16 protein-coding genes are annotated in these 11,918 nt (G+C 63.9%); 14 read left to right on the top strand and 2 right to left on the bottom strand.

The window, feature by feature from the left end; all coding sequences use genetic code 11:
* The first annotated feature begins 10 nt into the window (after positions 1-10).
* Positions 11-316, top strand: a complete 306-nt coding sequence (locus tag ACED18_RS02980) for a PilZ domain-containing protein (RefSeq protein ID WP_377288842.1) — start codon at positions 11-13, stop codon at positions 314-316.
* Positions 317-378: 62 nt separating this feature from the next.
* Positions 379-933 carry an RBBP9/YdeN family alpha/beta hydrolase gene (locus ACED18_RS02975; RefSeq protein ID WP_377288840.1) on the top strand — a complete coding sequence of 185 codons (555 nt, stop codon included), beginning with the start codon at positions 379-381 and terminating at the stop codon, positions 931-933.
* 15 nt (positions 934-948) lie between these two features.
* On the opposite strand, the gene ACED18_RS02970 is transcribed toward ACED18_RS02975, so the two are convergent.
* Positions 949-1,263 carry a DUF1476 domain-containing protein gene (locus ACED18_RS02970; protein ID WP_377288838.1) on the bottom strand — a complete coding sequence of 105 codons (315 nt, stop codon included), beginning with the start codon at positions 1,261-1,263 and terminating at the stop codon, positions 949-951.
* Between the two features lie 270 nt (positions 1,264-1,533).
* On the opposite strand from ACED18_RS02970, the gene purC reads away from it, so the two are divergent.
* From purC to ACED18_RS02945, 5 genes are all read left to right on the top strand, one after another.
* Positions 1,534-2,298 (top strand): phosphoribosylaminoimidazolesuccinocarboxamide synthase, encoded by a 765-nt coding sequence (gene purC / locus ACED18_RS02965; protein ID WP_149737086.1) that lies wholly within the window; start codon positions 1,534-1,536, stop codon positions 2,296-2,298.
* Between the two features lie 17 nt (positions 2,299-2,315).
* Complete coding sequence (gene purS / locus ACED18_RS02960) at positions 2,316-2,558, top strand: phosphoribosylformylglycinamidine synthase subunit PurS (RefSeq protein ID WP_377288835.1); 243 nt, start codon at positions 2,316-2,318, stop codon at positions 2,556-2,558.
* A gap of 70 nt (positions 2,559-2,628) precedes the next feature.
* Positions 2,629-2,886: a hypothetical protein gene (locus ACED18_RS02955; protein ID WP_377288833.1), complete on the top strand. Its 258-nt coding sequence runs from the start codon at positions 2,629-2,631 to the stop codon at positions 2,884-2,886.
* Positions 2,883-3,554: a phosphoribosylformylglycinamidine synthase subunit PurQ gene (gene purQ / locus ACED18_RS02950; RefSeq protein ID WP_377288831.1), complete on the top strand. Its 672-nt coding sequence runs from the start codon at positions 2,883-2,885 to the stop codon at positions 3,552-3,554. Before ACED18_RS02955 ends, purQ begins: the two co-directional genes overlap by 4 nt.
* Positions 3,555-3,765: 211 nt before the next feature.
* On the top strand, positions 3,766-4,128 hold the full coding sequence (locus ACED18_RS02945) for a hypothetical protein (RefSeq protein ID WP_377288829.1): 363 nt from the start codon (positions 3,766-3,768) through the stop codon (positions 4,126-4,128).
* On the opposite strand, the gene ACED18_RS02940 is transcribed toward ACED18_RS02945, so the two are convergent.
* Positions 4,094-4,339: a DUF1127 domain-containing protein gene (locus ACED18_RS02940; RefSeq protein WP_377288827.1), complete on the bottom strand. Its 246-nt coding sequence runs from the start codon at positions 4,337-4,339 to the stop codon at positions 4,094-4,096. The genes ACED18_RS02945 and ACED18_RS02940 overlap by 35 nt on opposite strands.
* Positions 4,340-4,511: 172 nt before the next feature.
* Between ACED18_RS02940 and ACED18_RS02935 the strand changes: the two genes are divergently transcribed.
* The 7 genes from ACED18_RS02935 to ACED18_RS02905 all read left to right on the top strand — a co-directional run bounded on the left by ACED18_RS02935 (position 4,512) and on the right by ACED18_RS02905 (position 11,915).
* Positions 4,512-5,930 (top strand): PLP-dependent aminotransferase family protein, encoded by a 1,419-nt coding sequence (locus ACED18_RS02935; protein WP_377288825.1) that lies wholly within the window; start codon positions 4,512-4,514, stop codon positions 5,928-5,930.
* 88 nt (positions 5,931-6,018) lie between these two features.
* Positions 6,019-7,023, top strand: coding sequence for a tetratricopeptide repeat protein (locus tag ACED18_RS02930; RefSeq protein ID WP_377288823.1), 1,005 nt, complete (start codon positions 6,019-6,021; stop codon positions 7,021-7,023).
* A gap of 141 nt (positions 7,024-7,164) precedes the next feature.
* Positions 7,165-8,313, top strand: coding sequence for a hypothetical protein (locus ACED18_RS02925; RefSeq protein ID WP_377288821.1), 1,149 nt, complete (start codon positions 7,165-7,167; stop codon positions 8,311-8,313).
* Positions 8,314-8,426: 113 nt separating this feature from the next.
* Positions 8,427-10,661, top strand: a complete 2,235-nt coding sequence (purL, locus tag ACED18_RS02920) for a phosphoribosylformylglycinamidine synthase subunit PurL (protein ID WP_377288819.1) — start codon at positions 8,427-8,429, stop codon at positions 10,659-10,661.
* A gap of 168 nt (positions 10,662-10,829) precedes the next feature.
* On the top strand, positions 10,830-11,072 hold the full coding sequence (locus ACED18_RS02915) for a BolA/IbaG family iron-sulfur metabolism protein (protein WP_149737077.1): 243 nt from the start codon (positions 10,830-10,832) through the stop codon (positions 11,070-11,072).
* Positions 11,073-11,077: 5 nt separating this feature from the next.
* Positions 11,078-11,335: a hypothetical protein gene (locus ACED18_RS02910; RefSeq protein ID WP_377288817.1), complete on the top strand. Its 258-nt coding sequence runs from the start codon at positions 11,078-11,080 to the stop codon at positions 11,333-11,335.
* 136 nt (positions 11,336-11,471) lie between these two features.
* A complete protein-coding gene (locus ACED18_RS02905; RefSeq protein WP_377288815.1) occupies positions 11,472-11,915 on the top strand; it encodes a hypothetical protein in 444 nt (147 codons plus the stop codon).
* The last annotated feature ends 3 nt before the right edge of the window (positions 11,916-11,918 follow it).

Genomic DNA, 11,918 nt, shown 5'->3' with positions numbered 1-11,918 from the left:
AGCCCAGACCATGCAGCCGAAGCCCTTCGATCCCCGCAGCCGGAAACGTGTTCTGACGATGTTTGCCTGCGTAGCCCGTTCGAGCGCCGGCGCCGCTCCTGCGACCGTCATGAACCTCTCCACCGAGGGACTTTGCCTTCGGAATGATGGCGCGGCGCTCGCCCGGGTCGGGGACCGGATCGAAGTCGCGTCGGAGCGCGTCGGGCGGCTTTCCGGCACGGTCTACTGGCGTCGCGGCGATACCGTCGGCGTGCGGCTCGATCGCTCGACCAACACGGCCGCCAAGATCGAATCCCACTGCCGCGCCTATTGCTGAGCGCGACTGCGGCACTTGGCCATCCTTGACAATCGGACAGCCTGCCGCCACATGGCGGCATCATGAAAGTCTCTGAAGCTGATATTCTGATCGTACCCGGCTACACCAATTCCGGGCCGGACCACTGGCAGACACGCTGGCAGCAGAAACTGTCCACCGCGCGGCGCGTGGAGCAGGAGGCCTGGGCAAAGCCGGTGCGCGAGGACTGGGTCGCCCGCATGGTCGAGGCCGTCAACGAAGCCGAGCGCCCGGTGGTTATCGTCGCCCACTCGCTGGGTGTCGCCACCGCCATCCAGGCGGTCCCGCAGTTCACCAGACCGATCGCCGGCGCTTTTTTCGTGGCGCCGCCGGATGTCGCCAATCCGGAGATCCGGCCGCGGCATCTGATGACCTTCGGCCCCTATCCACGCGATCCCCTGCCCTTCCCATCGATCACGGTCGCCAGCCGCAATGATCCCTTCGGCGCCTACGAACATGCCGAGGACATGGCCAATGCCTGGGGGTCTTTCCTGGTGGATGCCGGTGAGTCGGGCCACATCAACGCGGAATCCGGCCATGGGCCATGGCCGGAAGGCACGATGGTCTTTGCGCAGTTCCTCAGCCGCCTGAAAGGCTGAAGAAGGTTCGGGTTCTCAACCGGCCTCCACCTGGCGCACGGCCTCGCCCAAGATTTCCGCCATCTTTTCTCTGACATCATCGGCCGACTGGGTAAGGCCGGCGGCCTGGAAATCGGCAGCGATCTTACGGACGACGTCCTCGTTGCCGGCTTCTTCGAAATCGGCGGCCACGACCTCCTTTGCATAGGCTTCGGCGTCGTCCTTGCCCAGAAGTGCTGCTGCCCAGAGGCCGACCAGCCTGTTGCGGCGCATTTCGACGCGGAACTTCAGTTGTTCGTCATGGGCGAATTTCGATTCGAAGGCGGCCTGGCGTTCAGTGAGCGTCGACATGGATGTCTCCCTTTTTTCAAGTGGTTACACGCATATGGGGCGAGCTTCGGCCACTCTTCAAGCGCCTGCTTCGGTAGCCCGCGCTTTTGTGATAGAATGTTATCGCGACAGTCGGCGTGTGCCGAAGCCGGCCGCAACTGTCGCCAAGACGCGCAAATGGTGGACGGTCAAGCCCCAGAGATTGTTAAATCCGTTCATTTCCGATATGGACCCGAATTGAGACTTCAAGCCGTGCTTCCCAAGAGCACGGGCAACTACAGAGAAAACTCCATGAATCGTCGCCGCCGTATTTACGAAGGCAAGGCAAAGATCCTGTATGAGGGTCCCGAGCCTGGCACGCTGATCCAGTTCTTCAAGGATGATGCAACGGCCTTCAACAAGAAGAAGCACGATGTCATCGACGGCAAGGGCGTGCTGAACAACCGTATTTCGGAATATATCTTCACGCATCTGAACAAGATCGGCATTCCGACGCATTTCATCCGCCGGCTGAACATGCGCGAACAGCTGATCAAGGAAGTGGAGATCATTCCGCTTGAGATCGTCGTGCGCAACGTTGCCGCCGGCTCGCTCGCCAAGCGCCTCGGCATCGAAGAAGGCATGGTTCTGCCGCGCTCCATCATCGAATTCTACTACAAGGCCGATGCGCTGGACGACCCGATGGTCTCCGAAGAACACATCACGGCCTTCGGCTGGGCAAGCCCGCAGGAACTCGATGACATCATGGCGCTCGCCATCCGAATCAACGACTTCCTCTCTGGCCTCTTCCTCGGCGTCGGCATCCAGCTGGTCGATTTCAAGATCGAATGCGGCCGCCTCTTCGAAGGCGAGATGATGCGCATTGTGCTCGCCGACGAGATCTCGCCCGACAGCTGCCGGCTCTGGGACGTCGAGACCAAGGAAAAGATGGACAAGGACCGGTTCCGTCGCGACATGGGCGGCCTCGTCGAGGCCTATCAGGAAGTGGCACGCCGCCTCGGCATCATGAACGAAAATGAACCGCCGCGCGGCTCCGGCCCCGTTCTGGTCAAGTAAGCAGGAATGAACGTCAAGTGATCAAGGCACGCGTAACGGTGACGCTGAAGAACGGCGTTCTGGACCCGCAGGGCAAGGCAATCGAGGGCGCGCTCGGCGCCCTCGGTTTCGATGGCGTCGGCCAGGTGCGTCAGGGCAAGGTCTTCGACCTCGAACTGGCAACCGCAGACAGGGCAGCCGCCGAAGCGGATCTCAAGGCCATGTGCGAAAAGCTTCTGGCCAACACGGTGATCGAGAATTATTCTATCTCCCTCGCCTGACGGTTGAGGGAGACCCTTCCCCCCATCAATGCCGTCGGTCGAAAAGGCCACGGTTGTGATGGAGGATGGGATGAGCGATGTCACGCAGGAGTGGATGCACGAACTTCTCCGACGCATGCATGCCCGGTTTGACAAGCTGGATCAGGCAAACGGAGAGCTGCGAGGCGACAATCTGGTGCTTCGCGGACAGCTTCACAATCTGCAAGGCGACCTGAACAACCTGCGCGGCTCGCTTGCCCACATTGAGCAGCGTCTAGACCGTATCGAAAACCGCCTCGAATTGCGCGAGCTTGCCGAGGCCCAGGCAAGGTTTGAACATCAGCCATGAAGTCCGCCGTCGTCCAGCTCCCCGGCCTCAATCGTGACCGTGACATGATCGCGGCACTGACCAAGATCTCCGGCAAGGCGCCCGTCACCATCTGGCAGACGGAGACCGAGATTCCCGATGTCGATCTGATCGTCATTCCCGGTGGCTTCTCCTATGGCGATTACCTGCGCTGCGGCGCGATCGCTGCCCGCATGCCGGTGATGCAGGCGATCCGCGAGAAGGCCGAAAAGGGCGTGAAGGTGATCGGCGTTTGCAACGGGTTCCAGATCCTGCTGGAGGCCGGCCTGCTGCCGGGTGCGCTGATGCGCAATGCCTCCCTGAAATTCGTCTGCCGCGAGATCAAGCTCGAAGTCGTCAATGCCGAGACGACGTTCACGGAAGCCTATGCAAAGGGCCAGATCATCCGCTGCCCCGTCGCCCATCACGACGGCAATTATTTCGCCGATGCCGAGACGATCAAGGCGGTCGAGGGCAATGGGCAGGTCGTCTTCCGCTATGCGGATGGCACCAATCCGAACGGCTCGATCAACGACATCGCCGGCGTCGTGAATACCAAGGGCAATGTGCTTGGCATGATGCCGCATCCGGAAAACCTGATCGAGGCGGCCCATGGCGGTGACGATGGTCGCGGCCTGTTCGCATCGGCGCTCGGTGTCATCGCAGCCTGAGGCTGGTGGCGCACGACCGGGCGATCCTCGTGCAAGGAACTGTAGCTCCGTTCCAACCTCGCCCATATCCGGCGCTGCGCAAAAGCAGCGCCATGGGGCTCGCGCACAGCGACCCCTCAATTTCCCCTGATGTGAAGAAAGCTGCCCGATGCCCGTCCAGACGCTCCGCTCCCGTTCCGTCCGCGTGTCGTCATCGGCAGGCATTGTGGCCTTGGCCGCCGCAGCCCTGGTGCTGACAGCATGCCAGTCGAAGCCGCCGGCTGCGCCGAAGCCGAGTTCAACGGCGCTGGCGACCATGGAGCGCGTCGCGCTCGGGGCGAATGGCTGCTGGTTCAAGGCGAAGGATCCCGCCTTTGCGGACTATCGCCTGGCGCCGGAACTCAACTCCTTCTCGGGCCGCCCGCGCATCCTCATCGTGCCCCGCCACTCGCCGGAATCGCGGCCGCTGCTTGTCGTTCAGGCCGAAGGGCAGCCCGCCCAGTTGCAGGCCTTCGGACCACTCATGTCCGGCCCCACGTCGGCACGTATCTCGACCGATATCAGGCGCTGGGCCGCCGGCGGCGCGGGCTGCTGAACCAGCGGCTTCCGTCCCGCATCGCCTCAATGATCGACGTTGCGCGCATCGCTTCCGCCTGAGCGGCTTCATGGCTGACGCCGATATCCTTCAGCTGGTCGGGCGTCAGGTCGCGCAGCGACAGCCGGCCCGAGCGCCGGATATGCCAGTAGCGCAATCCATCCCAAATCCGCCTCCACCACCGTGTTTCGACCGCGGCCGGCGACAGCATGTCGCCGCTCGAGCGAAACAGGCTTTCGCGCGCATGGCCGTCGGGGAATATTGTATCTATTGTATCGATATAATCCTGCCGTTGCATCATTGCACCTCATTGTCTCGATCTAGCATTGTCGGACAATCGATACAATTGACGAGACACTCAAAACAATGCATAGATTGTCGCCATGACAAATTGGCTTCCCGATCTTTCCGAGGGGCACGGCCCCCTTTATCAGCGCCTCGCAGACCAGATCGAGGCTGCAATTCATTCCGGCGCCCTTGCCGTGGGGGACAAGCTCCCGCCGCAGCGCAATCTGGCCTTCGACATCGGTGTGACAATCGGAACCGTGGGGCGTGCCTATACGATCGTGCGCCAGCGCGGCCTTGTCAGCGGCGAAGTCGGACGCGGCACCTATGTGCTCGACAAGCCGGAGAGCAGGCCCCCGGAGCAGGCCGATCCGCTCACCACGTCCCTGGCGGGCACGCGGCCGATCAATGCACCGGCCGGCAAACTGCGTTTTGATTCGACCGCCGCGCCGGATGTCGGTCAGGGCGCCGTGCTGGAAGAGATTGTCGCGCGCATCACGCGCGATCATTACAGCGAGATCGCCAGCTATACGCGGAATTTCCCCGACCACTGGTTCGAGGCTGGCAGCCGCTGGATGGCGCGCAACGGATTTCGCCCTGCGCCGGGCGATATCGTGCCGACACTCGGGGCTCACGCTGCGATCATTTCCATCATTTCCGCGGTCACCTCGCCGGGCGATCGCATTGCCTTCGAAACCCTCTCCTATTCGCCGGTCAGCCGTGCCGCCGGTCTTGTCGGCCGGCGGTCGGTTCTGGTTGAGATGGATGGCGAAGGCATGATCCCCGATGATTTCGACCGGGTTTGCGCGCAGCAGCATCCGAAGCTCGTCTTCCTCATGCCGAGCGCCCAGAACCCGACGGCGGGCGTCATGTCTGTCGAGCGGCGGCGGGCGCTCGCCGAACTCGCCCGGATTCATGGCGTCTGGATCGTTGAGGACGATCTTTACGGCAGCATGGTCAATGACACGCGGCCGCTGATCGCCGAATTCGCGCCGGAACGCACCTTCGTGGTGAGCGGCCTTTCGAAATCGGTGGCGGCGGGCGTGCGGGGCGGCTGGGTGGCGTGCCCACCCAACTTCGCCAACCGCATCCGCGTCTCCCACAAGATGGTGACGGGAGGCCTGCCCTTCCTGCTGGCCGAGCTTTGCGCGCGCCTCGTGCTCACCGGCGCGGCCAACGATCTGAGGGCGAAGGCAACCGCCGAAATCATGGAGCGCGAGGCGCTCGCGCGCACGCTGCTGTCGGGCCAGGACTTCGTGTCCTCACCGCGCTTGCCCTTCCTGTGGCTGAAACTCCCCGATCCCTGGCTGTCGGGCACGTTCAAGCAGGCGGCGCTTGAGGCGGGCGTTCTCATCGATGACGAGGACGAGTTCAAGGCGGGGCGGACAGAGCGGACCTTCCACCGCATCCGAATCGGCTTTTCCTCTGCCGAGAACCGCGCCGATGTCGTGCGCGGCATATCGAGCCTTCGGCAACTGCTGGACAGCGGACGGGTGGGCTACGACAGCTTCGCCTGAGTCCGGCGCCCTGTTCCCACGGAAACAGAAGGCGCCTACCGGACGCCCTAGGGTGCAGACACATCATACGCACCCTGGAGGTTTTCCGATGTTGTCTCACCGCCTGCTGGTCCTCGCCGCACCGCTTTTCCTGGCCACCGCGCCGCTGGCCCATGCCGAGACGGCGGCACTGCGCTGCGACCAGCTTGCCGCACATCCGGGCGACCCTCAGAAGCCCGCCGGCATTGCCGGCGTCGCCACGGGCGCGATCGAATTCGAGACCGCGATCGCAGCCTGCCGGGAGGCGATCGCTTCCGATCCCGCGCCGCGCTTCCACTACCAGCTCGGCCGCGCGCTCTACGACAAGGACGATACGGCAGGAGCGTTTGCCGAGATCGCAATCGCGGCCGATGCCGGATTGGCGGTCGCGAAGGCGCAGCTCGGTTATTTCTATGATCAAGGAATCGGCACCACGCACGACCTGAAAAAGGCGATCGCGCTCTACCGCGCCGGCGCCGACGCCAATGTCGGCTTTGCCGCCCACAATCTGGCGGTCGTCCTGCGCGATGAAAAGGACGCGCCGATCGACCACGCCGCATCCTTCGCGCTGTTTCAGAAGGCCGTGTCGCTCGGCTACGACCAGTCACTGGTCGATGTCGGCTTTGCCTACGATACCGGCAACGGTGTCACGCAGGATTATGCGGAGGCGCTCGTGTGGTACCGCAAGGCCGCGGAGAAGGACATTCCCGAGGCGCAGAACAACATCGGCGTGCTCTACGAGGAAGGCAACGGCGTCGCGCAGGATCCGGCCGAGGCGCTGGTGTGGTATCGCAAGGCGCAGGCCCAGGACTATCCGCTCGCCGATTTCAACATCGCCCACATGTTTGCCAATGGCGTCGGCATGACGGTGGACCAGGGCAAGGCTGTCGAGCTCGTTCTGGCCGGCTTCGAAAAGGGCAATGCGGACGACGACGCCTTCAACCGCGACTTCCTGTTCGAGGATAGCTGGCCGGCAGCCTTCTGGTCGGCCCTTCAGATCAAGCTCTCGCTGCCCGAAACGGGCACGCTCGATGCCGCGACGCGATCGGCCATAGAGGGTCTGGTCGGCGCCTGACGCGGTCAATCCCGCGACTGCCCATTGACGAATGCACCGCTCTTGCATCAACTCTCAGGTAGCAAGACCTGATACACAGGCCGTTCTTTCCGCGGGGCCCGGGCGAGCAAAGCCTGGCCACGCCTGACACGAGGAATCACCATGCGCGCCTCCCGTGCCGTCCCGCTCCTTCTTTGTCTTGCTGCGGTGGCTCCGCTGCCATTCTCCGCTCCCGCCCATGCGGAAACAGATGTCGAGGCCTGTGACCGGCTGGCGAGCAACCCGGCAGATCCACAGCGCCCGGCGGAAGCGGCCGGGGTGTCACGCGAGGATTTCGATGCTGAGGAGGCGCTGAAAACCTGCACACGGGCGCTCGCAGCCCAGCCGACCGAGCCGCGGCTCCACTATCAGGCGGGCCGCGCGGCCTATGTGCTGGAAGATTACGCGACCGCCCGGGTGGAATTCGAGACGGCAGCAAAGGCCGGCTACAAGATCGCCGCAGCCGGCATGGGCATCCTCTACGATCACGGCTTCGGGCTGCCGCGTGATGAGGAAAAAGCCATCGACTTCTACAAGGCGGCGGCCGACGAAATCGGGATCGCATCCCACAATCTGGCGATCATCTATCGCGACAGCGCCGAGACGCCGCATGATTACGCGGCCTCGATGGCCTACTTCAAGACGGCCATCACGCTTGGCTATACCGATTCCCTGCACGGGATCGGCTATGCCTACGAAAATGGTTTCGGCGTGCCGCAGGACTGGGGCAAGGCCATGCACTGGTACCGGCGCGGTGCGGCAGCCGGCATCGGCGACAGCATGAACAATATCGGCTGGATCTACCAGAATGGCTTCGGCGTGACGAAGGACGCAAAGGTGGCGCTCGACTGGTACCAGAAGGCGGTGGATGCCGGAAATCCGGATGCCGTCAACAATATCGGCAATCTCTACGAGACCGGCGACGGCGTGCCGCAGGATTATGCGAAGGCGACCGAGTGGTACCAGAAGGCTGTCGATGCCGGAAATCCGCTCGCTATGGCCAATATCGCCCTCTTCCTGGCGACCGGCAAGGGCGGCAAGACCGATGTGCCGGCGGCCGTCGATCTGTTTTTCAAGAGCCTCGATGCGGGCGACGCGCCGAGCGACGACTTCAATCGCGACTACGTCATGGAGGGCAACTGGGGCGAGCCTTTCTATACGGCGCTGCAGGAGCGGCTGGCGGTAGCAGGCACCTACAAGGGCAAGCCCAGCGGGGTTGCCGATGATGCGACGCGCGACGCCATCACCGCCTTCAGCCGGCAGGGCAGCTGAACGTCAGCGGGCGGCGCGCCGCCCTGTTGACGCGGGCATTTTTCGGGTGCGCGGCCTGCGTTGATCGGTTATAGGCAGGGCAATTGCTGCCCTCCAACCGTTTCGAGAGCCCGATGACCGTTTCGAATGACCGCCCGATCACCCCTGACCTGATCGCCAGTCACGGGCTGAAGCCCGACGAATACCAGCGCATCCTCTCGCTCATCGGCCGCGAGCCGACCTTTACCGAGCTTGGCATCTTCTCGGCCATGTGGAACGAGCACTGCTCCTACAAATCCTCCAAGAAGTGGCTGCGCACGCTGCCCACCAAGGGTCCGCGCGTCATTCAGGGGCCCGGCGAAAATGCCGGCGTGGTCGATATCGATGACGGCGACTGCGTGGTCTTCAAGATGGAGAGCCACAACCACCCCTCCTATATCGAGCCCTACCAGGGAGCCGCGACCGGCGTCGGCGGCATCCTGCGCGACGTGTTCACCATGGGCGCGCGGCCCGTTGCGGCCATGAACGCGCTGCGCTTCGGCGCGCCGGATCATCCGAAGACGAAGCACCTCGTCTCGGGCGTGGTGGCCGGTGTGGGCGGCTACGGCAATTCCTTCGGCGTGCCGACGGTCGGCGGCGAAGTCGAGTTCGATGCCCGCTACAACGGCAATATCCTCGTCAACGCCTTTGCGGCCGGCCTCGCCAAGAGCAACGCGATCTTCTACTCCAAGGCCGAGGGTGTGGGCCTGCCCGTCGTCTATCTCGGCGCCAAGACGGGCCGCGACGGCGTGGGCGGCGCGACCATGGCTTCCGCTGAATTCGACGAGTCGATCGAGGAGAAGCGCCCGACCGTGCAGGTCGGCGATCCCTTCACCGAAAAGTGCCTTCTGGAAGCCTGCCTTGAGCTGATGGCGACCGGCGCCGTCATCGCCATCCAGGACATGGGTGCGGCCGGCCTCACCTGCTCGGCGGTCGAAATGGGCGCCAAGGGCGATCTCGGTATCGAGCTTGATCTCGACCGCGTGCCGGTGCGTGAAGAGCGCATGTCGGCCTACGAGATGATGCTGTCGGAAAGCCAGGAGCGCATGCTCATGGTGCTGAAGCCGGAGAAGGAAGAGGAAGCCAAGGCGATCTTCGTCAAATGGGGCCTCGACTTCGCCATCGTCGGCAAGACCACCGACGACCTGCGTTTCCGCATCCTGCATCAGGGCGTTGAGGTCGCAAACCTCCCGATCAAGGAACTCGGCGACGAGGCGCCGGAATATGACCGTCCCTGGACGCCGATCAAGGTGGCGCCGCCGCTTGCCGAAAACGATGTGCCGCAGGCCGACATCGCCGATGCCCTGTTGTCCCTGGTCGGTTCTGCCAACAACTCCTCGCGGCGCTGGGTCTACGAGCAGTATGACACGCTGATCCAGGGCAATTCGCTGCAATTGCCGGGTGGCGATGCCGGCGTGGTGCGCGTCGAGGGTCACGCGACCAAGGCGCTCGCCTTCTCCTCCGATGTCACGCCGCGTTATGTCGAGGCCGATCCGTTCGAGGGCGGCAAGCAGGCCGTTGCGGAGTGCTGGCGCAACCTGACGGCCACCGGCGCCCTGCCGCTCGCCGCCACCGACAATCTGAATTTCGGCAATCCGGAACGTCCGGAAATCATGAGCCAGCTCGTCCATGCCATCAAGGGCATCGGCGAGGCCTGCACGGTTCTCGGCTTCCCGATCGTTTCAGGCAATGTGTCGCTCTACAACGAGACCAACGGCCAGGGCATCCTGCCGACCCCCACCATCGGCGGTGTCGGCCTCATCCTGGACTGGTCGAAGATGGCCCGCATCCGTTTCGCCGCTCAGGGTGAGGCAATCCTGCTTGCCGGCGCACCGGCAGGCTGGGGCACGCATATCGGCCAGTCGGTCTATCTGCGCGACATCCATGGCCGCACGGACGGCCCTGCCCCGCATGTCGATCTCGCCCATGAGAAGCGCGTCGGCGACTTCGTGCGCGGCCTCATCGAAGCGGGTCTTGCGACCGCCGTGCACGACTGCTCGTCGGGTGGCCTCGCGCTTGCTGTCGCCGAAATGGCGATGGCATCGGGCATCGGCGCCACCGTCAACGCGCTCGAAGGTCATGACCCGATCCCGGTCTTCTTCGGCGAGGATCAGGGCCGCTACGTGCTGACGGTGCGCGAGGCGGATGTCGATGCCGTGCTCGCCAAGGCGGAAGCCGCCGGCGTGTTTTGCCCGTGGATCGGCCGGACCGGCGGCGAGAGCCTGAAGCTCGGCGCTGCCCGCCCCGTGGCCGTCAAGGCGCTGAAGGCGGCGCATGAAGGCTGGTTCCCGTCCTTCATGGATGGAAAGAGCGACGGCAAGGCCGCCTGATCACAACCGTTTGACGACGGCGTTCATTCACCCCGGTGCCTCGAGGCGCCGGGGTTTTTCGTTATGGTGCGACCATCGACCGAAAGCCAAATACCCGGCGACGCGATTGACCTTAACGGTGCTTCGCACCTATCCTTTCCGGAAAGACCATGAATCGGAGAGACCCCAATGGCGATGGACGCAGGCGATATCGAGGACCTGATCAAGGCCGGCATTCCCGGTGCGAAGGTCGTCATCCGTGACCTCGCCGGCGACGGTGATCACTATGCGGCGGAAGTGGTGGCCGAGGCCTTTCGTGGCAAGAGCCGCGTGCAACAGCACCAGATGGTCTACAATGCGCTGAAGGGCAACATGGGCGGCGTGCTGCATGCGCTGGCACTGCAGACCTCTGCGCCGCCGGCCGCGGAGTAACCGAGATGGCCGACCTGATGAAGGAACTGGTGACGGGCGTCGTCGAAAAGGTCGTCAAGGAGCTGCTGACCAAGGCGGGTGTGACGACGACCACGAAACGCAAGCGCCGCAAGACGCGCGCTGCCGCGAGCGCGGATGGCGAGCCCGCACGCTCGCCCCGCACCGGTCGCTTCGTGAAGAAGAAGGCGCCGGCCAAGCGCCCCCGCAAGCAGGTGAGCCGCCGTCGGACGGCGGCAAGCCGCAGCAAGCAGCGCAGCCGCTGAGCGGCCGGATTCCCTCACGATGCGCATTCCCCCCCTGATCACCTTTCTGGCACTTTGCCCGGCCACGCTTATGACAGCGCCACCATCGTGGGCTGAGGACGCGTCCGATTGTCCGCGCAACAGCCGGTATGTGGTCGTGCCTGAAGCCCATGCCGATGGCCCGGGGGAGCAGTTCGCCATCTACCGCATCGGAAAGACCCGGGAATTCACGCCCTGCCGCTTCGATGCCGGTCGTGCCACGACAGTGATCGGCGAGGCCGGCGATCCGCTCTGGTTCTCCGCCCTTCACGATCACATGCTGGTTCTCACCCGCTCGACAGGGCCGGATGGCGACCTCGTGGTCTATGACCTCGACAACGGCAGGAAAATCCTCGACGTCCCCGCCAATCGTTTCGAAACGACGGCGACGGCCGTGACGTTCTGGGAACGTGTCGGCACGGCGGACGCAAAAAGCTGCCCGGAATTTGCGGAGCACCAGAAGAATGGCTTCGGCTCGGCGCTCACCGCCGAGAAGCGCCTTTCGATGTCGGACGCCACGGTGACGGCGACGGGTCGCACGGCTTGCGAGGCCACACAGTAGCAG

Source organism: Rhizobium sp. SG2393 (assembly GCF_042610495.1).
Taxonomy (GTDB): domain Bacteria; phylum Pseudomonadota; class Alphaproteobacteria; order Rhizobiales; family Rhizobiaceae; genus RU20A.
This window is presented reverse-complemented; position numbering and strand designations above follow the sequence as displayed.